23 protein-coding genes are annotated in these 25,285 nt (G+C 65.6%); 6 read left to right on the top strand and 17 right to left on the bottom strand.

Going from position 1 to position 25,285, the window contains the following annotated elements:
- The first annotated feature begins 58 nt into the window (after positions 1 to 58).
- A complete protein-coding gene (locus tag ACTZWT_RS04875; RefSeq protein WP_444768593.1) occupies positions 59 to 1,771 on the top strand; it encodes an outer membrane protein in 1,713 nt (570 codons plus the stop codon).
- Positions 1,772 to 1,855: 84 nt separating this feature from the next.
- Here the strand turns inward: ACTZWT_RS04875 and ACTZWT_RS04870 are convergent, their stop codons facing one another.
- Both ACTZWT_RS04870 and ACTZWT_RS04865 read right to left on the bottom strand, forming a co-directional pair.
- Positions 1,856 to 3,268, bottom strand: coding sequence for a peptidoglycan DD-metalloendopeptidase family protein (locus tag ACTZWT_RS04870; RefSeq protein WP_444768592.1), 1,413 nt, complete (start codon positions 3,266 to 3,268; stop codon positions 1,856 to 1,858).
- A gap of 99 nt (positions 3,269 to 3,367) precedes the next feature.
- Positions 3,368 to 4,018 (bottom strand): protein-L-isoaspartate(D-aspartate) O-methyltransferase, encoded by a 651-nt coding sequence (locus ACTZWT_RS04865; RefSeq protein WP_444768591.1) that lies wholly within the window; start codon positions 4,016 to 4,018, stop codon positions 3,368 to 3,370.
- A 218-nt stretch (positions 4,019 to 4,236) separates the two neighbouring features.
- Here ACTZWT_RS04865 and ACTZWT_RS04860 point away from each other — a divergent pair, with 218 nt between their 5' ends.
- Positions 4,237 to 4,608 (top strand): response regulator, encoded by a 372-nt coding sequence (locus ACTZWT_RS04860; RefSeq protein WP_444768590.1) that lies wholly within the window; start codon positions 4,237 to 4,239, stop codon positions 4,606 to 4,608.
- 109 nt (positions 4,609 to 4,717) lie between these two features.
- On the opposite strand, the gene surE is transcribed toward ACTZWT_RS04860, so the two are convergent.
- Positions 4,718 to 5,485, bottom strand: a complete 768-nt coding sequence (gene surE / locus ACTZWT_RS04855) for a 5'/3'-nucleotidase SurE (RefSeq protein ID WP_444768589.1) — start codon at positions 5,483 to 5,485, stop codon at positions 4,718 to 4,720.
- A gap of 178 nt (positions 5,486 to 5,663) precedes the next feature.
- On the opposite strand from surE, the gene ACTZWT_RS04850 reads away from it, so the two are divergent.
- The gene (locus tag ACTZWT_RS04850; protein ID WP_444768588.1) at positions 5,664 to 5,942 is read left to right on the top strand and encodes a hypothetical protein; all 279 of its coding nucleotides are present in this window, start codon (positions 5,664 to 5,666) and stop codon (positions 5,940 to 5,942) included.
- A 292-nt stretch (positions 5,943 to 6,234) separates the two neighbouring features.
- Here ACTZWT_RS04850 and ACTZWT_RS04845 read toward each other — a convergent pair whose 3' ends face one another.
- The 11 genes from ACTZWT_RS04845 to ACTZWT_RS04795 form a co-directional block, all read right to left on the bottom strand.
- Positions 6,235 to 6,840 (bottom strand): CAP domain-containing protein, encoded by a 606-nt coding sequence (locus ACTZWT_RS04845; RefSeq protein ID WP_444768587.1) that lies wholly within the window; start codon positions 6,838 to 6,840, stop codon positions 6,235 to 6,237.
- Positions 6,841 to 6,967: 127 nt separating this feature from the next.
- The gene (gene serS / locus ACTZWT_RS04840; RefSeq protein WP_444768586.1) at positions 6,968 to 8,446 is read right to left on the bottom strand and encodes a serine--tRNA ligase; all 1,479 of its coding nucleotides are present in this window, start codon (positions 8,444 to 8,446) and stop codon (positions 6,968 to 6,970) included.
- Positions 8,447 to 8,698: 252 nt separating this feature from the next.
- Complete coding sequence (gene tatC / locus ACTZWT_RS04835) at positions 8,699 to 9,517, bottom strand: twin-arginine translocase subunit TatC (protein WP_444768585.1); 819 nt, start codon at positions 9,515 to 9,517, stop codon at positions 8,699 to 8,701.
- Positions 9,514 to 10,083 carry a Sec-independent protein translocase protein TatB gene (gene tatB / locus ACTZWT_RS04830; RefSeq protein WP_444768584.1) on the bottom strand — a complete coding sequence of 190 codons (570 nt, stop codon included), beginning with the start codon at positions 10,081 to 10,083 and terminating at the stop codon, positions 9,514 to 9,516. The genes tatC and tatB overlap by 4 nt, the downstream gene beginning before the upstream one ends.
- Before the next feature lie 196 nt (positions 10,084 to 10,279).
- Positions 10,280 to 10,519 (bottom strand): twin-arginine translocase TatA/TatE family subunit, encoded by a 240-nt coding sequence (locus tag ACTZWT_RS04825; protein ID WP_444768583.1) that lies wholly within the window; start codon positions 10,517 to 10,519, stop codon positions 10,280 to 10,282.
- A gap of 150 nt (positions 10,520 to 10,669) precedes the next feature.
- The gene (gene scpB / locus ACTZWT_RS04820; RefSeq protein WP_444768582.1) at positions 10,670 to 11,758 is read right to left on the bottom strand and encodes an SMC-Scp complex subunit ScpB; all 1,089 of its coding nucleotides are present in this window, start codon (positions 11,756 to 11,758) and stop codon (positions 10,670 to 10,672) included.
- 20 nt (positions 11,759 to 11,778) lie between these two features.
- Positions 11,779 to 12,609 (bottom strand): segregation and condensation protein A, encoded by an 831-nt coding sequence (locus ACTZWT_RS04815; RefSeq protein ID WP_444768581.1) that lies wholly within the window; start codon positions 12,607 to 12,609, stop codon positions 11,779 to 11,781.
- Entirely contained in the window at positions 12,606 to 13,631 is a 1,026-nt protein-coding gene (nagZ, locus tag ACTZWT_RS04810) for a beta-N-acetylhexosaminidase (protein ID WP_444768580.1), read from the bottom strand. The genes ACTZWT_RS04815 and nagZ overlap by 4 nt, the downstream gene beginning before the upstream one ends.
- A gap of 48 nt (positions 13,632 to 13,679) precedes the next feature.
- Positions 13,680 to 15,212, bottom strand: coding sequence for an SPOR domain-containing protein (locus ACTZWT_RS04805; protein ID WP_444768579.1), 1,533 nt, complete (start codon positions 15,210 to 15,212; stop codon positions 13,680 to 13,682).
- A gap of 100 nt (positions 15,213 to 15,312) precedes the next feature.
- Entirely contained in the window at positions 15,313 to 17,106 is a 1,794-nt protein-coding gene (gene argS, locus ACTZWT_RS04800; protein WP_444768578.1) for an arginine--tRNA ligase, read from the bottom strand.
- A 48-nt stretch (positions 17,107 to 17,154) separates the two neighbouring features.
- Positions 17,155 to 18,369 (bottom strand): deoxyguanosinetriphosphate triphosphohydrolase, encoded by a 1,215-nt coding sequence (locus tag ACTZWT_RS04795; protein WP_444768577.1) that lies wholly within the window; start codon positions 18,367 to 18,369, stop codon positions 17,155 to 17,157.
- Between the two features lie 107 nt (positions 18,370 to 18,476).
- On the opposite strand from ACTZWT_RS04795, the gene erpA reads away from it, so the two are divergent.
- Entirely contained in the window at positions 18,477 to 18,809 is a 333-nt protein-coding gene (erpA, locus tag ACTZWT_RS04790; RefSeq protein ID WP_322517099.1) for an iron-sulfur cluster insertion protein ErpA, read from the top strand.
- A gap of 11 nt (positions 18,810 to 18,820) precedes the next feature.
- Here the strand turns inward: erpA and ACTZWT_RS04785 are convergent, their stop codons facing one another.
- Genes ACTZWT_RS04785 through ACTZWT_RS04775 form a run of 3 tightly spaced genes read right to left on the bottom strand, consistent with a single transcriptional unit; the run spans position 18,821 to position 23,932 of the window.
- The gene (locus ACTZWT_RS04785; protein WP_444768576.1) at positions 18,821 to 19,672 is read right to left on the bottom strand and encodes an amidohydrolase family protein; all 852 of its coding nucleotides are present in this window, start codon (positions 19,670 to 19,672) and stop codon (positions 18,821 to 18,823) included.
- Complete coding sequence (locus ACTZWT_RS04780) at positions 19,672 to 22,800, bottom strand: efflux RND transporter permease subunit (protein WP_444768575.1); 3,129 nt, start codon at positions 22,798 to 22,800, stop codon at positions 19,672 to 19,674. Before ACTZWT_RS04780 ends, ACTZWT_RS04785 begins: the two co-directional genes overlap by 1 nt.
- Before the next feature lie 4 nt (positions 22,801 to 22,804).
- Positions 22,805 to 23,932 (bottom strand): efflux RND transporter periplasmic adaptor subunit, encoded by a 1,128-nt coding sequence (locus tag ACTZWT_RS04775; protein ID WP_444768574.1) that lies wholly within the window; start codon positions 23,930 to 23,932, stop codon positions 22,805 to 22,807.
- 148 nt (positions 23,933 to 24,080) lie between these two features.
- Here ACTZWT_RS04775 and xth point away from each other — a divergent pair, with 148 nt between their 5' ends.
- Together xth and ACTZWT_RS04765 are read left to right on the top strand one after the other, a co-directional pair.
- A complete protein-coding gene (gene xth, locus ACTZWT_RS04770; RefSeq protein WP_444769200.1) occupies positions 24,081 to 24,872 on the top strand; it encodes an exodeoxyribonuclease III in 792 nt (263 codons plus the stop codon).
- Positions 24,862 to 25,212 carry a hypothetical protein gene (locus ACTZWT_RS04765; protein ID WP_444768573.1) on the top strand — a complete coding sequence of 117 codons (351 nt, stop codon included), beginning with the start codon at positions 24,862 to 24,864 and terminating at the stop codon, positions 25,210 to 25,212. Before xth ends, ACTZWT_RS04765 begins: the two co-directional genes overlap by 11 nt.
- The last annotated feature ends 73 nt before the right edge of the window (positions 25,213 to 25,285 follow it).

Below are 25,285 nucleotides of genomic sequence, written 5' to 3'. Positions count from 1 at the left end.
GTCGCTCGCGGCCGCCGTCTCGACCAGATGTCGATGGCGACTTTGGGGGCAAAACGCCGTGCGCATATCCGTCTTCTATCTTTCAGCCGCGCTTCTCACGTCGTCCGGCACTTCACAGGCCGCGGATCTCGCGCGGCCTGCAGCTCCGCTCGCAAGCGCCGTCTGGACCTGGACAGGATTTTATGTCGGCACGCATCTGGGCGCCGGATTTGGAACGGTGAAGGTCGACAACCCTTACGGACAGTCGATCTATGGCGATACCATCCGCGTGCCGAAGGCGCTCGCCGGCCTGCAGGCGGGCTACAATTGGCAAGTGCCCGGCTCGCCTTGGGTGCTCGGCATCGAACTGGACGCATCCGCTCTCGACGCCGACGGCACCGACACCTGCCTTGCTTACTCCGGCCAGTTCGTGTCGGCGAATTGCCGCGTCCGCGAGCACGCGCTCGGCAGCGTCACCGGGCGGATCGGTCGCGTGTTCGGACCGCAAGGGCGCTCGCTGGCCTACCTCAAAGGCGGCGCCGCGGTTCTGGCGGGCGACCTGACCATGACCACCAATGCGGCCGACTATCTGAACCAGCCGGCGACGAAGCTCGACGCGACGCGCTGGGGCTGGACCGTGGGTGCGGGCCTCGAATACCGGTTGTCGTCCGGCTGGACCGTCAAGGCCGAGTACGACTATGCGGCGTTCGGTCGTCGCGGGATCGACAGCCCCAATGGCGGATTTCTGCAGATCCCGAACGATCCCTCCAGCCTGATCAATACCGTCGGCGCAGCGACGCAGGCCCGGCAGGATATGCATCTGGTCAAGCTCGGACTGAACTATTACTTCGGACGCGGCGCCGGCATCGCCGAACTGACCCCGCTCCTGCCCGTGAAAGCGCCGGCCACGAGCCCATGGGCGGCTTGGCATTTCGATGTCGGCGCCCGCTATTGGTACAGCCGCGGTCGCTACCAGAACGATCTCACGCTCAACACCGTCAACGCCCAGCAGGACCATCTGGTCTCGCGCCTGACCTATGAAAGCGAAGGTCATTCGGGCGAAGTGTTCTGGCGGATCGACAGCCCGCGGAAGCTGTTCCTGAAGGGCTTCGCCGGCGGCGGCGGGCTGGTCGCGGGCAAGATGAACGACGAGGACTGGTTTCCGACCGACCCGAACTTCGCTGCAGCCTATTCGAACACCTATCATGGCAAGGTGACCGGCACGATTGCTTACGCGACGCTGGACGCCGGCATCGATCTGCTCGGCGACGCCACCGGCAAGCTCGGCGTGTTCGCCGGCTACAATTTCTATCGCGATCGCAAGGATGCGTTCGGCTGCGCGCAGATCGCGCTGGTCGGCCTGCCCTCGCCGTGCAGCGTCCCCGATCCGACCAGCCAGATCGCGATCACCCAGCATGAGGATTGGCACTCGCTGCGGCTCGGAGCGAATGGCAGCCTGGCCATTGCGCCCGGCGCCAAGCTCACGGTCGACGCGGCCTATCTGCCCTACGCGCACATCTCCGCGCTCGACGTCCACCACAATCGGACCGACGTCCCGGACAAGAATTCCCCGGCCTGGGGAACGGGACGCGGCGTTCAGCTCGAAGCGATCCTCAGCTACGACGTGACTCCGACGTTCAACGTCGGTGTCGGCGGCCGCTATTGGGCGATGTGGGCGACCGACGTGGAGACCGCCGGGTTCGGCAGTCCCGTCGCGACGCAATTGCTGCCGATCCGCGTCGAGCGCTACGGGACCTTCGTGCAGGCGTCCTACAAGTTCGACGTCCGCTAGGCGCGGCGCCGCACTTCGCCAAAAAAATGCCCGGCGTTTCGGCCGGGCATTTCGCTTGTCAGGCACTTCCCTAGACGGCGTTGCTCAGGCGCCGTTGAGGAACTTGAGCGGATCGACCGGGGACGATCCCTTGCGGATCTCGAAGTGAAGCTGCGGTGAGCCGACCTCGCCCGACTGCCCGGATTTCGCGATCGTCTGGCCGCGCTTGATGGTCTCGCCGCGCTTGACCATCAACTCGCTGGCATGCGCGTAGGCGGTGACGTAGCCGTTGGAGTGGCGCACCAGCACCAGGTTGCCGTAGCCCTTCAGCTCGTTGCCCGAATAGGCCACGACGCCGTCTTCGGCGGCCTTGATCGGGGTGCCTTCCGGCACCGCGAGATTGATGCCGTCGTTCGACTTGCCGTTGGTCTTGGCGCCGTAGGCGGTGATGACGCGGCCGCGCACCGGCCAGCGGAAGCTCGGCAGCGCGCCGGTCGCCTCGGCCGCCTTGACCGGCGAGGCTTCGGCGGGCGCTGCCGCGGCCGGCGTTTCGGTCGGCGCGACCAGACGCGCCTTCTGCACCGGATCGGCCGGCACGGCGGCCGCCATCCGCACCGGCGGCGCGGCGACCGGGGCAGCGGCCGGCGCGGCCGCGACCTGGGCAGGTGCTGCCGCCGCTGCGGTCGCGCGGCTGCCCGGCACGTTGATCTTCATGCCGGGTTTGAGCCGGGTGTTGGTGTCGAGACGATTGGCGCGGGCCAGCTCGCTCAGCGAGATGTTGTTGCGGCGGGCGATGTTCATCAGCGTATCGCCGCTGTTGACGTAGTGCACCCGCGGCGGAGTGGCGGCAGCCGCCGGCGCGGGGGCCGAAGCGACCGGACGGGCAACCGGCGGCGCGGCGGCCGGCGCCTGCAGGCTGGCGGTGCGGCTCGGGATCACCAGCGACTGGCCGGGCTGCAGACGGCGCGGCCCCTTGTAGCCATTGGCGTGCAGAATATCGGCGGTCGGAACGTTGTAGCGGCGCGACAGGCCTTCCAGCGTATCGCTGGTGCCGACGATGATGGTGGTGCCGCTGGCCGCAACAGGTGCCGGCGCGGGAGCCGGCCGTGCGGAGGCGACCGAACGCGGCGCCACGGTTCCGGTCGCATCGAGCGGCGCGCGCGGCGGCGGCTCGTACGACCCGACGCCGCGTCCGCCGCCGGACATGCCGCTGCCCCCTCCCGCGACCGGATAGGACGGCGGCGCGGAGATCGGCGGCAACGCCTGCGACTGATAATGCGGCTGGGCGGTCTGATATTGTGGCCGCGCATATTGCGGCAGCTCACGCTGCTCGGAATAGCGCTGCTGCGGGGGCGACGGTCGCTGCACCGACCCGGTGGTTTCGACAGGCCCGAACGGAGCCTGCTGAAAACGGGTCTGCATGTCCGCGCTGCACGCGCTGAATCCGACCGAAACGAACGCCAGCACCGCGACTTGCGGAGCGCGGCGCGAGCAAAGCAACTCGACTACGCGGGACATGGTTACTCACTCATACGCAACTCAAGGTAAATTGAGTAAACACGTCGTCAGTAAACAAGCGTTTAACCCTGCGTCACGACGGGTATTGACGTGCGACGCTCAGAGCTCGCGGGCGATGCCCGGCAGCGCCGGCACGAACCGCACATCCACCAGCGGTTTGCGCAGGAAGCCGTCGGCCTTGCGCTGCACCCGGATCAGCGTCTGCCGCCCGTTGCCCGGCCCGATCGGTGCGATCAGGATGCCGTCGGGGTCGAGCAGGTCGAGCAGCGGCTGCGGCAGCTCGGCCATCGCCGCGGTGACCAGGATGCGGTCGAAGGTACCCTGCCCCTCCGGCAGCGCGAAACCGTCGCCGAGCAGCACCTCGACATTGGCGTAGTTCAGCTCCTTGAGCCGGGCGCGGGCGCGGTCGGCGAGCGTCTTGAAGCGCTCGACGCTGACGACGTCGCGCACCAGCCGCGACAGCACCGCGGCGTGGTATCCGGAGCCGGTGCCGATCTCGAGCGCGCGGTGGCCGGGCTGGAGCTGGAGCTGCTCGGTCATGTAGGCGACGACGAAGGGCTGGCTGATGGTCTGGCCGCAGGCGATCGGCAGCGCGGTGTCGCGCCAGGCGCTGTCGCGATGCACCGGATCGACGAACCGGTCCCGCGGCACCGATTCCATCGCCTGCAGCACCCCGCGATCACTGATGCCGCGGCGTCGCAGGCTCAGCTGAAACAGCATCTTTTCCGGCGGCGCCGCCACGGTGATCATCGCCCCTCGCTCGGCCGGCACGGGACCGCAGCGGCCCGGGTTCCATCGCCGAATTCCGCGATTCGATCAAATTGTTGGATGGACGAGGGATTTCTGGCAAGCCTGTGCTTGGTTGCATTGCCGCCGCAGCAGGTTGCGATTGCTTTGCACTGGGGTTTTTGCGAGTTTACAATCGAGATGCCAACCCAGATTGCGGGCGGGCTCCAAGGGGATACCCAATGACGATCGACAAGCCGGCCCGCTCTGTCTTCCTGGTTGAAGACGAGGCGATGATCAGGATGATGGTCGTCGACATGCTGGAAGAGCTCGGCTTCAGCGTCGCCGCCGAAACCGGCGAGATCAACGAAGCCGTCATGCTCGCCGGTACGACCGAATTCGACGTCGCGATCCTCGACGTCAATGTCAACGGCAAGGTGATCTCGCCGGTCGCCGACGTGCTGACGGCGCGCAACCGCCCCTTCATCTTCGCCACCGGCTACGGCACCCAGGGCGTTCCGGAAAACTACCGCGACCGCCCGGCGTTGCAGAAGCCGTTCCAGATCGAATCGCTGAAGCTGTTGCTCGACACCACGTTGCGCGGCGCGGCGTAGGTTCCTCGGAGTCGTAGGGTGGGTTAGCGCGCAGCGCGTAACCCACCGAGGCAGGCTTAGCAAAGATGGTGGGTTACGGCGCAAATGCGCCTAACCCACCCTACAGACCTCACCCCAGCGTCTGCGCCAGCGTCGCCGAGAACGCCTCGTCGGTGCGGTCGAGGCGCAGCGGCGTGACCGAGATGTAGCGCGCCGCGAGCGCGGCCAGATCGGTGCCTTCCGCCGGTATGTCGACCACCGCGATGCGCTCGAAGCCGATCCAGAAATACGGATTGCCGCGGCCGTCGTGGCGCTCGTCGATCCGCAGGAAACCCTGATTGCGCTTGCCCTGCCGGGTCACCTGCACGCCAAGGACCTCGTCGGGCGCGCAGGCAGGGAAGTTGATGTTGATAACGGTGTTCTTCGGCACGCCGGCCTTGATCGCCTTGCGCAGGATCTCGGGACCGTGCGCCTTCGCGGTGTCCCACAGCGGCGTGTTGCGGGTCTCCAGGGTGAATTCCTGCGACAGCGCGAACGACGGAAAACCCAGAATGGTGCCTTCCAGTGCACCGGCGATCGTGCCTGAATAAACCACGTCCTCGGCGACGTTGCGGCCCCTGTTGACGCCCGACAGCACCAGATCCGGCGCCTTGTCGCCGAGAATGTGCCGCGCGCCCATGATCACGCAATCGGTCGGGGTGCCGCGCACCGCGAAATGCCGCGGACCGACTTCACGCAGCCGCAGCGGATCGTTCAGCGACAGCGAATGCGACACGCCCGACTGGTCGAGTTCCGGCGCCACCACCCAGACGTCGTCGGACAGCGCGCGGGCGATTTCCTCGACCGCCTTGAGCCCGGGCGCATGGATGCCATCGTCATTGGTGCACAGAATCCGCATGTCGTTCGGGCGCCTTTCGTCAGTTCGTCGGTGATGGACGTGGTCTTATCCGGCGGACGACCGCGAGGCAAATAGCGGCCGCCGCTTCCGTGTGATGCCTATCACAGTTGTCGGGGAACGTTGATGGCAGGGTTCAGCCATCGACACGCCGCGCCGCGGCCGACCCAAGGAGCCGACCATGACCGCCACCCGCACGCAGATGATCCGCCGCATCGGTTTCGCGCTGCTCGTCGCGGCCCTGCTCCCCGCAGGTTCGACCGCGAGCTTCGCCTACAGCTCGGAAGCGGCGCAGATGTGCACCAACGACGCCTTCAAGCTGTGCGCGTCAGAAATTCCCAGCATCCCGAAGATCACCGCCTGCATGCGCAGCAACCGCACCAAGCTCTCGACCGGCTGCCGCGCCTTGATGGACCGCGACCTCGCCGCCGCGAAGTCGCACAAGGTGGCGTCAGAGTGATCCCTCGCCCCGGGCGCGGTGCCGCGCAGCGTTTTGGCCGTTGCCTATCAGCACGTCGTCCCCGCGCAGGCGGGGACTCCTACGCCGCAGCATCTCGATTGAATCGCTGCGGCAGAGGCCCTTCTTCAACTTGAAAAGCCGGGGGATATGGGTCCCCGCCTGCGCGGGGACGACATGTTGCGGATGCAGCGGTTGCACATTCAACCGAAATGCGACCGCACCCGCCCTCGACCGGGACACCGGATCTGCGCGGCGGCACTGCGTGCCGCGGCGCGCCCGGGGAACATGGAGGTCAGATACAGAGCCCCAGCAGCTTGATGGTGCAGTCGCGCTTGGGCTGAGGTTCCGACTTGCTCGGATTGGTCTTGCCAGACTTCTCCTTGCCAGGCTTGTCCTTGGCGGATTGGTCCTTGGCAGGCTTGTCCTTTCCGGCCTTGTCCTTGGCCGGCTTCGATTCAGGTTTCGGCTTCGGCTTCTCGTAGTCGCCGGCGATCACCATCGCCCAATAGGTCCGGCCGCTGGCGCTCTTGGCGTTGGCAATGCCGACTTTCGACGCGCCCTTCAGCAGCAAATTGCGGCGGTGGCCCGACGAGTTGATCCACTGTCCCAGCGTGCGCGGAAAATCGGCGTAGCCATAGGCGATGTTCTCGGCGGCGCTGCCGGCGTTCGATCGCGCCACGCGCGAGGTGAACGAGCCTGCGACGTCGTGATCGAGCACGTCCTTCGCCGCCATCGCGCTGGCCTGCTCCTGCGCGACGGCGTTGAGCGTCGCGTCGAGCACGACCTTGCCCTGCCCGTTCTTGGCGCGGAACTGCGAGATCAGCTCGGCGGGCGATTGGGCGAAAGCGGGAGTCGAAGAGCTGATAACGAACAACACCGCCGCAAGTAGCAGCGTCATTGCGAGCGCAGCGAAGCAATCCAGGGCCCAGCGCACAGAGCTGGATTGCTTCGTCGCGGAGCCTGTGCTCGGACGGCGCGGAGCGCCGATCCGGGTGCTCCTCGCAATGACGGGGAGATTCATCAGCTTACTTCGCGATCACTTTCAGCCCGCCCATATAGGGCAGCAGCGCGTCGGGCACGGCGATCGAGCCGTCCTCCTGCTGATAGTTCTCGATCACTGCGATCAGCGCGCGGCCGACCGCAGTGCCGGAGCCGTTCAACGTGTGGACGAAGCGCGGCTTGCCGTCCGGCCCGCGCGAACGCGCATCCATCCGGCGGGCCTGGAAGTCGCCGCACACCGAGCACGACGAAATCTCGCGGTAGGCGCCGCCGTCGCCCTGCCCCGGCATCCACACTTCGATGTCGTAGGTCTTTTGCGAGGCGAAGCCCATGTCGCCGGTGCACAAAGTCATGACGCGGTAGTGCAGCCCGAGCCGGCGTAGCACTTCCTCGGCGCAGGCGAGCATCCGCTCGTGCTCGTCCCTGGACTGCTCCGGCGTGGTGATCGACACCAGTTCGACCTTGGTGAACTGATGCTGCCGGATCATCCCGCGCGTATCCCGCCCCGCAGCCCCCGCCTCGGCACGGAAGCACGGCGTCAACGCCGTCAGCCGCATCGGCAGTTCTTTCTCGTCGAGGATGGACTCGCGCACGAGATTGGTGAGCGAGACTTCGGCGGTGGGGATGAGCCAGAACCGCTCATTAGCGCCCTGGCGGAAGAACACATCTGCGGCGGCCCTCTCTAAATCAAAGTAGTGCTGATTGATCTGTGCTCGAATTTCCTCCTGAGAACGTTCTTCGCTCTGCATATTCTGGAGCTCATCGAGCAGACGTCCCGCATTGTTAGCGCTCTGCGCAGCAGCGAACTCAGAAATCTCTTCGTCGCTCCAAAGCCGCATAGTGGAAAATTGATCGTCTCGAAACTTCGGCAACTGCGCGGTACCGAACATCGCATCGTCCTTCACCAACAGCGGCGGGTTCACTTCCGTGTAACCGTGCTCGCCGGTGTGGACGTCGAGGAAGAACTGCCCGATCGCGCGTTCGAGCCGGGCGAGGCCCTTCTTCAGCACGACGAAGCGCGCGCCCGAGATTTTCGCGGCGGCTTCGAAGTCCATCATCCCCAGCGCCTCGCCGAGATCGTAATGCGGCTTCGGCGTGAACGCGTAGTTGCGCTTGGCGCCAAAACGATGATGCTCGACATTGCCGTGCTCGTCGGTGCCCTCCGGCACCTCGGCGAGCGGCAGGTTCGGGATCTCCGACAGCGCCTTCTTCAGCGCCTCGTCGGCCTCCTTCACCGCGGCTTCCAGCGCCGGCATGGTGAGCTTGAGCTCGGCGACCTCGGCCATCAACGCGTCGGCGCGCGCGTTGTCCTTGGTCTTCTTGGCGTCGCCGATTTCCTTCGACGCCGCATTGCGCCGAGCCTGCGCCTGTTCGGAGGCGAGGATCGCGGAGCGCCGGGTCTCGTCGAGCTTGATCAGGCTGTCCGCGATCGGATCGAGCCCGCGCCGTGTGAACGCCGCGTCGAACGCCTGCGGATTGTCGCGGATCGCTTTGATGTCGTGCATGGGTCTAGTCCTGGAAACCGGCGCAAAGAAGGGCTCTGCAGTAGCGCGATTGGCCCCGTTTTGAAACAGCGAAGCGCTCGTCCTTATCCGCTGAGTCGTCATCCTGAGGCGCGAGCGCAGCGAGCCTCGAAGGATGCGGCGACGCGGACTGCGCGCGGCAAGTGCGCCCCGCGGCCATCCTTCGAGACGACCGGCTTCGCCCTTCGGGCGATGCCGGCCTCCTCAGGATGACGGCAAAATGCGTAGAGAGTCCTACCCCGCAGCCGGCGGTGGGGCCTCGGTCGAATCGGCCGACGCTGCCGCCGCCGCTTTGGCCTTCAGATCCCTCTCGACGAACGCCACGGCGAAGATCGAGCCCTCGTAGAGAACCATCAGCGGCAGCGCCAGTGACATCTGGCTGATGATGTCGGGCGGCGTCAGCACCGCCGCGATGACGAAGGCGCCGACGATGAAATAGCGGCGCTTCTCGCGCAGCTGCTTCGAGGTCAACACGCCGATGCGGCCGAGCAGCGTCAGGATCACCGGCAGCTGGAACGCGAGGCCGAAGGCGAAGATCAACGACATCATCAGCGACAGATATTCGCCGACCTTGGGCAGCAGCTGGATCTGCGCGGTCTCGTCGCCGCCGATCTGCTGCATGCCGAGCGAGAACCGCACCAGCATCGGCAGCACGATGAAATACACCAGCAGCGAGCCGAGCGCGAAGAACACCGGCGTCGCCACCAGATACGGCAGGAAGGCGTTCTTCTCGTGCTTGTAGAGGCCGGGTGCGACGAATTTGTAGATCTGCGTGGCGATGATCGGGAACGAGATGAAGCCGGCGCCGAACATCGCCAGCTTGAGCTGGGTGAGGAAGTATTCCAGCAGCGCGGTGTAGATGAATTTCGAATTCTCCGCGCCCGCGACCCAGACGAACGGCCACACCAGCACGTTGTAGATCTGCTTGGCGAAGAAGAAGCAGAAGATGAAGGCGATGCCGAAGGCGAGCAGCGCCTTGATCAGCCGCGCACGCAGCTCGATCAGGTGATCCATCAACGGCGCCTTCGAGGCCTCGATGTCCTCGGCGCTCATGAGGCTTTGGCGTCCTTGGCGGGTTCGGAGGGGGCGGGTTCGGACATGTGAGCGGGCGCAGGATGCGCCAGATCCGGCGGCGTCAGGTCGGCGGTGGCGAGCGCGTGGGTCTCGGCCGGCACCGGAAGCGTGCCGTGCTCGGCGGCCTGCGCTTCACTGACGATCGCCAGCGGCTCGCCGGTGACGGCCTCATGCGTGGTGGCCTCGATGAAGGTCTCCGGCGTCGGCGGCACCGGCGTGGTCGGCTCGACCGGCGGCGTGTCGATGGTGTCCTTCTTGTCGAGCGATGCCGCGTCCGAGAGTTCGCTGCCGAGTTTGGTCAGCATGTTGTTGGTCGACAGGCCGGCTGTGGCCTCCTTAACCTCGTCGAACGACTTCTTGAGGTCGGCCATTTCGGCCTCCCGCATCGCTTCCTGAAACTGCCCCTGGAATTCGCCGGCGAGCTTGCGCGCCTTGCCCATCCACTGCCCGACCATGCGCAGCACGCCGGGTAGTTCCTTCGGGCCGATCGCGACCAGTGCGACGACTCCGATCACGATCAGTTCACTCCACCCGATGTCGAACATGAGAATTGCCGAAGATGCCAAACTGCGCTTGCGGGCCGACATCGGCAGCCGCTTCAGCGATCACTCCTGCCCGAAGCGGTGTTGTGCCCGAGGCCGCCTTCGACGACAAGAGCGGTGTTCCACAAGCGCCTTCGGTTTGTCACAAGTTTGCCGCAGCGATTTTCGCAGCGGCAATGCCCGGCGATGGCGTCCGGTCTCAGACCGCCTTGCTGCCGACATCCGTGCGATTCGGCGTGGCGCCGGGCGTCGCATTGTGATCGAGCGACTTCACCGCGTCAGGCTTTTCGGCAGTCTTTTCATCGTCCTGCAAGCCCTTCTTGAAGGACTTGATACCCTGGGCGACGTCGCCCATCAGGTCGGAAATCTTGCCGCGACCGAACAGCAGCAGGACCACCGCGATAACGACGATCCAGTGCCAGATACTGAGTGAACCCATCCTGCAATCTCCCGAAACTCGACCGGCGCGCCAGCCCGTGCCCTTTCTCAGAAACTAGGGGCAAGAGCCACCAAAAACAAGGATTTAAGCCGCGACAACGGCGTCGTGATCGTCGCGGCAAGAGGTTCCTGCCGTCGCGACGAACGCGAGTCAGACCGGCTCGTGACCGCCTTTGCGGTCGCCGTTGTCGTCGTCCGCCTCGGATTCGTCGGGCTCAGCGGTATCAAGCTCCGCGGTTTCGGTATCCGCAGCGTCCGACGCGCCCGTTTCGTCGTCGAACTGATCGTGTTCGAGCGTCTCCGGCACCGCCTCGTTCGCGGCGCCGGTATCCGTGGCGTCCGGGTCGCCCTCGTCGGCTTCGGCGAAGCCGACCTCGGCCTCAGCGGGCTGATCGTCGGACGTCTCGGCAAGGCCGGCTTCGGATGCGCCGATTTCAGCCTCGACGGTCGCAGCCGAAGCGGACTCCGCCTCGGCGGGCCGATCTACGGCGGTCTCGCCGGCACCAGCCTCGTCGAACTCCGGGTCGGCGACCGGCGCGAGCGCCAGTTCGAGATCGCCGGACTCCAGCGGATCCTCGTCCTCACGCAGCGCCGGATCGTCCGACGGCGTCGGCACGTTGAAGCCGGTCGGCAGTCTTGTATCGAGCAGCCCCGAGCCCTTCAGCTCTTCGAGACCCGGCAGGTCGCTCAGCGCCTCGAGGCTGAACTGCGACAGGAAGCTCTCGGTGGTGCCGAAAGTCAGCGGCCGGCCCGGAGTCTTGCGGCGGCCACGCGGCCGAATCCAGCCGGTCTCCAGCAGCACGTCGAGCGTACCCTTCGACGTCACCACGCCGCGGATCTCTTCGATCTCGGCGCGGGTGATCGGCTGGTGATAGGCGATGATCGCCAGCATCTCGATCGCGGCGCGCGACAGCTTGCGCGTCTCGGTGGTTTCGCGCGTCATCAGCCAGGCGAGATCGCCGGCGGTGCGGAAGGTCCATTTGCTGGCGATGCGCACGAGGTTGACGCCGCGATGCGCGTAGTCCGCCTGCAGCTGAATCAGCGCCGCCTTGACGTCGACGCCGTCCGGCATTCGCTTGGCGAGCGCCGACTGATCGAGCGGTTCGGTCGAGGCGAACAGCAGGGCTTCGAGAAGGCGCAATTCCTCGGGCCGGGTTTGCGGCTGATGTTCGGCGCTGACCTCGGCTTGTTCGACTTTGGGTTCGAACTCCACGATGCGCTTCTCCGCCAGACTTGCCATGGCTCGCTCTCCTTCTTCCACTACCCTGCCGGAACGTCCGGCACGGCCGCCGCTTCCATCGCTGGAGACGGCGGACGCTTACGAAAATACAAAGGCGCGAGAGGCCCAGACTGATGCAATTCGACTTCGCCCTCGCGCACCAGCTCCAGCGCCGCGGCGAAGCTCGACGCCAGCACCGTTGCCTTTTGCGAAGGATCGGCGAGATAACGCAGCAGATACTCGTCGAGCCGGCTCCAGTCCTCGGCGAGGCCGACCAGCCGCTCCAGCGACGCGCGCGCCTCGCTCAGCGACCACACCGTGCGCCGCGCCAGATGCACGCTGGCGAGCACGCGCGACTGGCGCTGCGTCGCGTAGGCGCTGAGCAGGTCGTACAGGGTCGCGGTGAATTTCGGATGCTTGATCTCATCGATCGCCTCCGCGAGGCCGCGTGGAAAGATCTCGCGCTGCAGCTGCGGCCGAGTCATCAGCCGGTTGGCGGCTTCGCGGATCGCCTCCAGCCGGCGCAGCCGGTTGGCGAGCGCGGTCGCCATGTCTTCGGCGCTCGGGCCTTCGGCCGCCGGCGGCTCCGGCAGCAGCAGCCGCGACTTCAAAAACGCCAGCCACGCCGCCATCACCAGATAGTCAGCGGCGAGTTCGAGGCGAATCTTGCGCGCTTCCTCGATGAACAGCAGATATTGGTCGGCGAGCGCCAGGATCGAGATCTTGTGCAGATCGACCTTCTGCTGCCGCGCCAACGTCAGCAGAAGATCGAGCGGGCCTTCGTAGCCCTCGACGTCGATGACGAGCGCCTCGTCCTGGTCGACCTGCTCGGCAGGCCGGCCAGTGTCGAATTGCAGAATTTCAGCAGTCATGCGCTCATCCCTGCGCGGACGACCAAGGTTTCGAGTTCGGCGCGTGCGGCTCTGCGGTCGAACGGTTGCGGCGGCTTGCGCGACGCCAGCGCCGCCTCTGCGCGCTGCAGCGCCAGGCCGGTCAGCTCCGTCGCCTCGGCGGCCACCTGCCGCATTTCGTCGAGCTTGCCGTTGCAATGCAGGACGACGTCGCAGCCGGCCGCGAGGCTCGCGCGCGCGCGATCCGCGATCGTGCCCTCCAACGCATTCATCGAGACGTCGTCGCTCATCAGCAATCCTTGGAACCCGATTCGCTTGCGAATCACCTGATCGATGATTGTCGCAGAAGTCGTCGCGGGTTGGGCGGGATCGAGGGCGCTAAACACAACATGTGCGGTCATCGCCATCGGCAGATCGGCGAGCGGCTGAAAAGCCGCGAAATCGGTCCGCTCGAGCTCGTCACGGGGCGTATCGACCGTCGGCAGGCGGAAATGGCTGTCCGCCGTCGCCCGTCCATGGCCCGGGATATGTTTCAGGACCGGCAACACAGAGCCCTGCTCCAAGCCCTCGGTGACCGCACGGGCGATCGCCGCGACCTTGGCGGGCTCGGTGCCATAGGCGCGATCGCCGATCACGGCGTCGGCGCCCGCAACCGGCACATCGGCCAGCGGCAGACAGTCGACGGTGATGCCGAGGTCGAACAGATCCGCCGCGATCAGCCGGGCGCTGAGACGCGCAGCAGCCAAGCCGAGCTGCGAATCGATATCGTAAAGTGCCGAGAACACCGCGCCGCGCGGGTATGCCGGCCAATGCGGCGGGCCGAGCCGCTGGACGCGTCCGCCCTCCTGATCGATCAGGACCGGGGCGTCTGGCTGACCTATCTCGGCACGCAATTGCTGAACCAATCCAGCGAGTTGAGCCGGATTGTCGACGTTACGCTTGAATAGGATGAAGCCCCACGGTCGCGATTCACGGAGAAATCCGCGCTCGTCGTCGGTCAGGCCAAGTCCGGATATCCCGGTGATGAAAGCGCGCGAAGTCATACAGGGCCGCTTAGCCCGCGCGCGCCTCCAGGGTCAAGGAAACCGCCGTTAATTCCTCTGGACGACGCACTGTCCGCCGGCACTTTTCAGGCTGCCGCAGAGTCTGGAGGCCTCTTCGGAGCTTCCGAACGGACCGACCATGGCGCGATAATAAACGCCCTTGCTGCCGAGATCGGCGCGCTTGATCAGCGGCGAACGCGGACCGAGCACCGACGGGAACTTGCCCTGCAGCACCCGATAGGAAGCTTTAGCGTCGGCCTCGCTGCGCTGCGACGAAACCTGCACCACATAACCGCCTCCGCCAGCCGATTCAGCGGCCGGCAGCGATGCCACCCGCTGATTTGGAGCCGGAGAACCGCCCGAATTCGGTGACAGCGACAACGGCGCATTGCCTGCGGAGGCATTGGCGTCTTCCAGCTGGCGCGTCGCCGGCCGCTGCGCCGTAGCCGTCGGCGCGGGGGTGCGGGACGCCTGCCGGGTCGCAGGAGCTGCGACATTGACCGGTGCTGCGGCCGGATCGGCCTGGTCAGGACGGATGCTGAAGGTTTTGATCCGCCGCGGCTCCTCGCCGGCGATCGTGCCATTGTTCGGCGGCGGCAGGTTCGGCTTTGGACCGGGCGCGACAGCAGAGACCGCCGGCGGATTCGGGTTCTGGTTGAGCTGCGGCAACACCACACGGGTGCCCTGCCCCGCTCGCGACGGATCGGCCGGCTGCTCCTCGCGGGACACCAGAGCTTCGATATTGTTGCCCGCGGCGAGTCGATCCTGGATCGGCTTGCCTGCAGCATCCGCGGAGGCGGATGGCGCGGCCATCACCTTGGTCGGGCTGGTATCGGCCTTGATCACCGGCGGTTCACCCGTGCGGGGCCCGCTCGTGAAACTGCGATAAGCGAACGCGCCGCCAGTGCCGACAACGGCGAGCGCGAGCACCGCGGCCACGGTCATCATGTTGCTGCGGCGAGGCTTGTAGGCGCGGCTGGCGGGCTCCTCGGCATAGCCGTCATCATAGCCATACGGCGCTTCGGGATAGTTCGGGTCCGGGCGCACGTCGGCAGGATCGAGTTGGCCATACAGCGCATCGTCGTAGCGGCCGGGCACGAATTGCGGCTGCTCCAGCGGCAATGGCTGCTGAACGGCGTAGCGCGGATCGTAATAGTCCGGCTCCTCGGGCGCCCGCTCGAGTGAATTTTGGTCGAACGATCTCTGATCGAACGGCGCCTGATCGTAACCGGGATCGGGAAGCCTGGGCGAGACGGCGGTAACGAACGAAGGCGGCCGGCTGAAGTCCGGCTCCGGTGCGGGCGGCGGCGCAGGTTCCGCGGCGCGACGATGTTGCAACCACGACGGCGTCGGCGACGGCAGCCCATCGTCCTCCATCGGCGGCGGATTGCTCAGGCGGAAGTCGGTCGCACGCGACGACTGCCGACCGGACGGCGGAGGCTCGTTCCCAAACGGATCGGTCTGACCGATCAGGCGCGCGAGTTCGGCGAGCGGGTCATTCTCGGGCTTGCGCTGGGCGTAGGCCGCATGGGCCTCGTCGTCGTCCGCCGGGTAAGGTCGGTCCTGATATCGATTGGTCATGTGATGTCGCGTCCCATTCGGGAAAGCCGCCAAACCCGCTTACGCAGAAGATCAACTGCTCTCAAAAGCCGCCACAGATCCCCATCTGACCGGCTGTCCCCTACCTCATCTCGTCCGGCGCAGTGACGCCGAGAATGGCAAGCCCCGATGCCAGGACCGAGACGACGCCCTGGACCATTGCCAGTCGCGCCTTGGTAATCTCTGCATCATTATTGATAATGAAGCGTAAATGAGGCAAATCGCGCCCGCGCGTCCAGAGCGCGTGAAATTCGCTGGCGAGATCATAGAGATAGAAAGCGACCCGGTGCGGCTCGTGAGCCAGCGCTGCGGCTTCGACGGTGCGCGGGAACAGCGCCAGACGTCGCAGCAGATCGAGTTCCGCAGGGTCGGTCAGCCGTTCCACGTCCGCGGCCTTCAGGAAGGCGATGCGAGCCTCGGCCGCGTCCGGCAGGTCCGGGAACGCTTCCCTGGCGTTGCGGAAGATCGAATGGCCACGGGCGTGGCCGTACTGGACGTAGAACACGGGGTTGTCCTTCGACTGCTCGATCACCTTGGCGAGGTCGAAGTCGAGCACCGCGTCGTTCTTGCGGAACAGCATCATGAAGCGAACGGCGTCGGAACCCACCTCGTCGACCACCTCGCGCAGCGTGACGAAATCGCCGGAGCGCTTGGACATCTTCACGGGCTCGCCGTTGCGCAGCAGGCGGACGAGCTGGACGATCTTGACGTCGAGCGCGCCCTCGCCGCCGGTCACCGCGGTGATGGCAGCCTGCATCCGCTTGATGTAGCCGCCATGATCGGCGCCCCAGACATCGACCATGTTGCCGAAGCCGGCATCGAACTTGACCTTGTGGTAGGCGATGTCGGAGGCGAAATAGGTGTAGGAGCCGTCCGACTTCAGCAGCGGCCGGTCGACGTCGTCGCCATAGGCGGTGGCGCGGAACAGCGTCTGCTCGCGATCCTCGTAGTCCTCGACCGGCGCGCCCTTCGGCGGCGGCAGACGGCCCTGATACACGTCGCCCTTGGCGCGCAGGAAATCGATGGTGTCGGCGACCCGATTGCGTTCGCCCTCGATCAGCGAGCGCTCCGAGAAGAACACTTCATGGGTGATCGCGAGCGCGGCGAGATCGCCCCGGATCATCTCCATCATCATTGCGATGGCTCTCGCGCGTACCAGCGGAAGCCATTGCGGCTCAGGCATTTCTTTCAACGCGCTGCCGTGCTCGGCGGCCAGCGCTGCGCCGACGGGAACGAGGTAGTCGCCCGGATACAGCCCTTCCGGAATCTCGCCGATGGCCTCGCCGAGCGCTTCGCGATAGCGCAGGAACGCGGAGCGCGCCAGCACGTCGACCTGCGCGCCGGCGTCGTTGATGTAGTACTCGCGGGTGACGTCGTAGCCCGCAGTCTCGAGCAGATTCGCCAGCGCGTCGCCGAACACCGCGCCGCGGCAATGGCCGACATGCATCGGCCCGGTCGGGTTAGCGGAGACGTATTCGATGTTGACCTTCTCGGCCGCGCCGACCCGGCTGCGGCCGTAGCCGGCGCCGGCGTCCAGCACCGCGCGCAGCGCCTGCGCCCACACCGCCGGTTTCAGCGTCAGATTGATGAAGCCCGGACCGGCGATCGCGACCTCCGCGATCTGGTCCTCGGCTCGCAGCTTCTCGGCGATCTTCTCGGCGAGATCGCGCGGCTTCAACCGGGCTTCCTTCGCCAGCACCATCGCGGCATTGGTCGCCATGTCGCCGTGCGAAGAGTCCTTCGGCGGCTCGACCACGATGCGTGACAGATCGATCCCCGCGGGCAGCACGCCCTCGTCGTTCAGCGCGGCGCAGACCGCGTGCACACGCGCGAGAACATGGGCGAACAGATGCGTGGACGTCGTTTGATCGGGCATGGCTGCATTTTTGATTGGGGGATGGCCATTGCCGGCCGGTCCGGCCGCCTAACGCAAATCCGGGGTCGAGTCAAAAAGCCGCTGATGTTCGGTCAGCGCGTAGCGGTCGGTCATGCCGGCGATGAAATTGCGGATCCGGCGGAAGCGGTCGGCCTCGCATTCGGCGACCGGGCCGTCGGCCGGCAGCCAGTCCGGCGGCAGATCGTCCGGATGGTCGCAATAGCGCCGAAACAGGTCGGCGACGATCGCCTCGGCGTCGTTCATCACCGCCATCACGCGCTCGGCGCGGTACATATGGGTCCAGAGAAACGCCTTGATCTCGGCCTCCGCGGCGGCCGTTTCGGCCGGAAAGGCGACCATCGCCGCTGCGGCGCGACGGACGTCGTCGGCCGAATTCGGCATCGCCTCGCCGAGCCGCCGCAGCGTCTCGGCGGCGACCGCACTGATCATATGCGAGATCAGCTCGCGCACCAGTTCGGCCCCGCGCCGGCTCTCGTCCAGAGCGGGATAGCGCCGACCGATCCTGTCGATGATCGAGGCGGTCAGCGACACGGCGCGCAGATCATCGACCCGGAACAGCCCGGCTCGCAGGCCGTCGTCGATGTCGTGGGCGTCGTAGGCGATGTCGTCGGCAATCGCCGCGACCTGGGCTTCGAGCGAAGCAAAGCTCCATAATTCGAGGTCGAAGCGCTGGCTGAATTCGACGATTCCGATCGGCACCCCGCGCTCGGCATAGCGCCGCAACGGTGCTCCCGCGCGGTCGGTCAGCGGGCCGTTGTGCTTGACGATGCCCTCCAGCGTCTCCCAGGTCAGGTTCAGCCCGTCGAAATCCGGATAGCGGTGCTCCAGCGCCGTCAGCACCCGCAACGTCTGGGCGTTATGGTCGAATCCGCCGTGTTCCCGCAGGCAGCCGTCGAGCGCGCGCTCGCCGGCATGGCCGAACGGCGGATGGCCGAGGTCGTGCGCCAGCGCCAGCGTTTCGGTGAGATCCTCGTCGAGGCCGAGCTGGCGCGCGATTGCGCGGGCGATTTGGGCGACTTCCAGGCTGTGGGTCAGCCTGGTGCGGTAGTGGTCGCCCTCGTGAAACACGAACACCTGGGTCTTGTGCTTCAGCCGGCGGAAGGCGTTGGAGTGGATCACCCGATCGCAATCACGCCGGTAGGCGCTGCGGTTGGTGCTCGGCGGCTCGGCAAATTGCCGGCCGCGGCTACGGTCCGGGTCGCAGCTGAAGGCTGCGCGAGGAGCTGCCATTCCGACCGACACGCTGAAGCTACCCCCGACCCGTTTGATTCTGCGGCACGCTGCACTTAACTATGGCTTGCATGCAAATCCAATGACGGCACAATCCCCCGAGGGATATGGAGCGACACATGACCGACTCAAGCGTCACCATCAGCGAACGGGCGGCGCGCCGGATCGGCGAGATCCTCAAGGGCGAAGGCGACGGCGCGATGCTGCGGATCAGCGTCGAGGGCGGCGGCTGCTCGGGATTCCAGTACAAATTCGACGTCGATCGCGCCAGGACCGACGACGATGTCGTGATCGCACGCGACGGCGCGGTGGTTCTGGTCGATTCCGCCTCGGTACCGTTCCTCGCCGGCTCGGAAGTCGACTTCGTCGATGATCTGATCGGCGCCTCGTTCCGGGTCAACAACCCGAACGCCACGGCGTCCTGCGGCTGCGGGACGAGCTTTTCGATCTGAGCAACCCGCCGTCAGCGCGCGTCGGTGAACAGCGCCCGTGCGTTGCCGTGTGCGATTCTGGCCGCTATCGCCGGCGGCAGTTGCGCCAGCCAGGCGCGATAGCTCGCCATAATCTCGCCATAGGCGGCCCAACGCTCGTTGACCCAGGTATCGGAGCCGAGCAGGAATCGATCCGGAAACCGCTCGAACAGGCCGCGCCATTCGGGCGTTAGCGTGCCGCCGTTGCCGACGATGCCGCTGCGGTAGGACAATTCACCCCACAGCTTCGGATACTTCGCCAGCAGCGCGGCGACGCGATCGGCCGACAGGCCGAAGCCGGTATGCGCCCAGATGATCCGGGCGCGCGGATTGTGGCGCATCAGGATTTCGACGGCTTCGTCGTCGGCGTGAGCGTGCAGATAGAGGTCGTGCGCGACCGCGAAATCGACGGTCTTCTTGGCCACTTCGGTATCGGCCGCCGATCCGGTGAGATGGAATTCACCGATGCCGCGGTAGTAACCGCGTTTGAATTCGTCCTGCACCAGGTCGAAGATCACCGGGTCCTTGAACCAGGTCTGGATATCCGGCCGCACCCGGTAGGGCCGGATGAACGGCACGATCTGCAGCCCGTCCGCCTTGGCGTCCATCAGCACATGCGTGCCCTTGTTGGGGCGGCTGGTCGCCAGGATGCCGGTGACGTGATGGCGCTTCAGCAACGCCAGCACCTCGTCGGGCTGATAGTACGGCGTCGGCTCCCAATTGTAGTGCAGATGCGCGTCGAAGATTTCGATCGGCTCGCCGGCTTTGCTTCGATCTGACGCCGAACCGAGCAGCCCGATCGCAACGAGGCACGCGGCCAGGCGGCCAACGAGCAGGCGCGGCATCATTCCGCCGCCACCGCGCGCGGGCGCTCGCCGTCGGGCAGTTCCTCGTGCTGCGGCTCGAGTCGGCGCTTCAATTTCCGGTCGATCCTGTCGAGATAGATGTAGATCACCGGGGTGATGAACAGCGTCAGCAATTGCGAAACGCACAGCCCGCCGACCACGGCGACGCCGAGCGGCTGACGCAGCTCGGCGCCGGCGCCGGTGCCGAGCGCGATCGGCAGCGTGCCGAAGATCGCCGCGAAGGTCGTCATCATGATCGGCCGGAAGCGCAGCAGCGCCGCCTCGCGGATCGCGTGCTCGGCGCTGAGCCCGACCCGTCGCCGCTCCAGCGCGAAGTCGACCATCATGATCGCGTTCTTCTTGACGATGCCGACCAGCATCACGATACCGATCATCGCGATCACCGACAGCTCCATCTTGAACAGCATCAGCGTCAGGATCGCCCCAATGCCGGCCGACGGAAGCCCCGAGATAATGGTGATCGGGTGGATGAAGCTCTCGTACAGGATGCCGAGAATCACGAACGCCGCGAACACCGCGGCGAGGATCAGCACGCCCTGCCCGCGAAGGCTTTCCTGAAACACCTGAGCAGTGCCGGAGAAGCCCGTCACGATCGTCACCGGCAGGTTGGACTCTTGCTCGATCTGGGTGATGCGGTCGACCGCGGCGCCGAGCGATTGGCCTTCGGCGAGGTTGAACGAGATCGTCACCGCCGGCTGCTGGCCCTGATGATTGATCTGCAGCGGGCCGACGGTCGGCACCATCTTCGCCACCGCGTCGATCGGGATGGTCTGGTTGTTGCCCGTCTTGAGATACAGCTTCGAGATGTCGTTCGGGTCGCTGCGGAACTGCGGCTGCACCTCGAGGATGATCTGGTAGTCGTTCGACGGCATGTAGATGGTGCCGATCTGCCGCGCGCCATAGGCGTTGTAGAGCTGGTTGCGGACCTGATCGACCGTGATGCCGTAGACCGCCGCCTTCTCGCGATCGATCTCGATCGTCATCTGCGGGTTCTTGATATAAAGATCGGTGGTGACGTCGAGCAGGCCCGGCAGTTTGGCGATCTTGTCACGCATCTCCGGCGCCAGCCGGTACAGCGCCTCGGTGTCGCCGCTCTGCATCACGTATTGATACTGGCTCTTGGAGATCCGCCCGCCGACCGAGAGGTTCTGGATGCTCTGGAAGAACACCTGCATCCCGGGAATCTCACCGGCCTTCTGCCGCAGCCGGGCGATCACCTTGGCGGCGCCGTCGCGTTCGTTGATCGGTTTCAGCGCGACGAACAGCCGGCCGTAATTCGCAGTGGCGTTCGGTCCGCCGGCGCCGACCGTGCTGTTGATGTAGTCGACCGCGGGATCGGTCTTGATGACCTCGACCAACGCGAGTTGGCGTTCCTTCATCGCCTCGAACGAGGTGTCGGTCGCGGCTTCGGTGACGCCGATCATGAAGCCGGTGTCCTCCTGCGGAAAGAACCCTTTCGGCACCACCATATAGAGATAGATCGTGCCGCCGAGCGTGGCGAAGGTGACCAGCAGCATCAGGAATTTGTGCGCCAGCACCCGGTCGAGCGCCCATTGGTAGCCGCGCAGCCAGCCGCTGAACATCGCCTCGAAGCCGCGCAGGACGATGTTCTCCTTCTTGTGCGGGTCGTGCGCCTTGAGCATTCGCGCGCACAACATCGGCGTCAGCGTCAGCGACACGAATCCGGACACCAGGATCGCCACGGCGATGGTGATCGAGAATTCGCGGAACACGCGGCCGACGATGCCGCCCATCAGCAGAACCGGGATGAACACCGCGATCAGCGAAAACGTGATCGAGATGATCGTGAAGCCGATCTCGCGCGCGCCCTTCAGCGCCGCATCGAACGGCCGCATGCCGTGCTCGATGTGGCGCATGATGTTCTCGAGCATGACGATGGCGTCGTCGACCACGAAGCCGACCGACAGCGTCAGCGCCAACAGCGTCATGTTGTTGATGGAGAAGTCGAGCATGTACATCACGGCGAAGGTGCCGAGCAGCGAGATCGGCACCGCAAGCGCCGGGATGAAGGTCGCCGACGCCTTGCGCAGGAACAGGAAAATCACCATGACCACCAGCACGACGGCGATCGCCAGCGTCTCCTGGACGTCGAACACCGCCTGCCGGACCGACACCGAGCGGTCCATCATCACCGTCATCGCGACCGAGGGCGGGATCTGCGCCCGCAACGACGGCAGCTTGGCGCGGACGCCATCGACCACGGCAACGGTGTTGGCGTCGGGCTGTTTCTGGATCGCCAGTACGATCGAGCGTTCACCGTTGAACCAGGTCGCCAGCCGGTCGTTCTCGACGCTGTCGTAGACCCGGGCGACTTCATCGAGTTTGACAGGAGAGCCGTTGCGCCACGCCACCACGATGTGGCGGTAGTCGGCCGCCTTGTCCATCTGGCCGGAAGCCTGCAGCGCGAAGTCCTGCTTCGGCCCGCTCATGGTGCCGACCGGGGTCGAGGAATTGGCGCGCGCCACCGCGACGCGGATGTCTTCGAGCGACAGCCCGCGCGCCGCGGCGGCTTCCGGATCGGCCTGCACCCGAATGGCGAATTTCTGCGCGCCGTAGATCGTCACCTGCGCGACGCCCGGGATCTGCGACAGCGCCTGCCCGATCGTAATGTCGCCGTACTCGTTGACCGCCGACAACGGCAACGTCGGCGAACTCAGCGCCACAAACAGCACCGGGAATTCGGCCGGGTTCACCTTCCGAAAGCTCGGCGGCGTGGTCATCTCGATCGGCAGTCGCCGCTGCGCGATCGTCAGCGCGGTCTGCACGTCGAGCGCAGCGGCGTCGATTTCGCGGCCGAGGTCGAACTGGATGGTGATGACCGAGGTGCCCTGCGACGAGTTCGACGACATCGATGAGATGCCGGCGATCGTCGAGAGTTGCCGCTCGATGATGCCGGCGACCGACGCCGCCATGGTGTCGGCGCTGGCGCCCGGAAGGGTGGCGGTGACCGCGATGGTCGGGAAGTCGACTTTCGGCAACGCCGAAACCGGCAGCAGCCGATAGCCGAAGATCCCGAAGGCGATGATCGACGCGGTAATCAGCGTGGTCAGCACCGGCCGGCGGATGCACAGCTCGGAAAGGGTCATGATCTCAGGCTCCGGCCTTGCGGCTGCGCGGCTCGACCCTGGTGCCTTCCGACAGCAGCAACTGGCCATCCGTCACCACGTCTTCGCCTCCCGCAAGGCCGTCCGTGATCACGGACTCCCCCATGAAAGTGCGGCTGACGGTGACGGGCTGGATACGCGCGGCGCCATCCTTGATCACGAACACGAAATTGCCGCTCTGGCTGCGTTGCACCGCCACGGTCGGCACGGCGACGGCCTCCTCGGTCCGCACGGTCAGCTTGGTGTTGACCAGCGTCCCCGGCCACAGCATCTCGTTGCCATTGTCCATGACGCCGCGGACCGTGACCATCCCGGTGGTGGCGTCGACGGTGTTCTCGACCATCGCCACCTTGCCCTCTTCGGAGCGGCTGCTGCCGGGAATGGTGGCGACGACCTTGGTGGCTCCCGACTTCATCGCGTCGCGCAGATCGACCAGCACCCGCTGCGGGACCGCGAAGGTGACGTAGACCGGCGCCATCTGATTGATCGTCGCCAGCGGCGCGGTGTCGGCCGGGCGAACGAAGTTGCCGATCTTGACGTTGGCGGCGCTGAGCCGGCCAGAGAACGGCGCGCGGATCGCGGTGAAGCTCTTCTGGACCCGCAGATTGTCCAGCGCCGACTGCGCGCCCGTGATGGTTCCGGCGAGAATGTCCGCCTGGGTCTTGGCGTTGTCGAGGTTCACCTGGGTGGTGGCGCCCTTCCCGATCAGCTCGTTGTAGCGGCGCAGGTCTCGTTCGGCCCCGGCGAGCTGGGCGCGGTCACGGGCGAGATTGCCTTCGGCCTGCGCAATCTGGGCGTCGATCTGTCGCGAGTCGAGCGTAAACAGCAGGTCGCCTTGCTTGACCCTCGCGCCGTCCTCGAAATGAACGTCCACGATGGTGGTTTCGAGCCGGGACTTCAGCGCCACGCTGGAGATCGGCGTCACCATGCCGATCGCGTCGACATCGACCGGGATCGGTTTGCGCACCGCCTTGACCAGATCGACCGACACAACGCGCGGCCGCTGCGCGCCCTTGGTCGCGACCTGAGTTTCGGACCAGTACGGCCGCAATGCAATTGCCGCCGAGGCGGCGCCCAAAACGCAGGCAATGATGATCCAGCGACGTTTCGTCATGACGCTCCGCTTCGAACCTGGCGCGGCGGACGGAAGCCGCCGCCAGCTCGCTCCCTGGGCGTCATTACGCCCGATTTTTCTGAGGCTTACCACAGCCCCCGCAGGCATGGTATGGCAGCAGCCCGGAATTTTATCGACGGATCATGACATGCGGATCGCCACCTGGAATGTGAACTCCGTCAGGCAGCGGCTGGACCATCTGGTGAGCTGGCTGAAGGAGTGCGACCCTGACGTGGTCTGCCTGCAGGAAATCAAATGCGTCGACGAAGCGTTCCCGCGCGAGCCGATCGAAGCGCTGGGGTACAACGTCGTCACCCACGGCCAGAAGACCTTCAACGGCGTGGCCCTGCTGTCGAAATATCCGCTGGAGGAAGCCACCCCCGGCCTCGCCGGCGACGACAACGACGTGCACGCCCGGTTCCTCGAAGGCGTGGTGTCGCTGAAGCGCGGGGTGGTCCGTGTCGCCTGCCTCTATCTGCCCAACGGCAATCCCGTCGAAAGCGAAAAATATCCCTACAAGCTCAGTTGGATGTCGCGGCTTATTGAATATTCACAACAGCGCCTGAAAACCGAGGAGCCGCTGATCCTGGCCGGCGATTTCAATGTCATTCCGCAGCCCGCCGACGTCCACAATCCGGCCGGCTGGGTCAACGATGCGCTGTTCCGGCCGCGGACGCGCGAGAGCTTCCAGGCGCTACTCGGCCTCGGCCTGACCGACGCGCTGCGCGCCACCACCGACGCGCCGGGCCAGTACACGTTCTGGGACTATCAGGCCGGCGCCTGGCAGAAGAACTGGGGACTGCGGATCGACCACCTGCTGCTGTCGCCGCAGGCCACCGACAGGCTCCGCAATGTCGGCATCGACGCTTACGTGCGGAACTGGGAAAAGCCGTCCGACCACGTACCGGTGTGGGCGGATTTCGATCTGGATGTGGGCTGACGCGACGTGGATCACAACACAACTCTGTGACAAGCCAGAACTGGGCAAGGCTAAGCACGGCACTGTCTTCGTGATCATCATTCGCGAAGCCATGTCGTCGGTGATCCAGGAGCCGGACGCCGCTTGGTATCAATCCAGCCGCAGCATCTCAGCCATGGCAGGCCCATTTGCAATTACATCAGCGGATACCGGCGAATTTTTCGATGTCACTCCGCGCAGTTATCGCGGCTATTTGACGCGACGAATGAATCGGCAGCCGACCGGTCGTCATCCGCCGCGACGAGAGGGAATGGATCGCCACCCCGCGCTGAAAACAACGGTTTGCAAGGCTTCCCGTTAAATTCCTCCGCGCCCCGCTGCATTGCACCATCAGTTTTCCGGCGAAGTAATTGCCCGTCATCTACACCGAACGT

It is taken from the genome of Rhodopseudomonas sp. NSM (assembly GCF_052445935.1).
GTDB lineage: Bacteria > Pseudomonadota > Alphaproteobacteria > Rhizobiales > Xanthobacteraceae > Rhodopseudomonas.
Note: the sequence above shows the minus strand (reverse complement) of the source record. Positions and strands in the feature narration are given on the sequence as shown.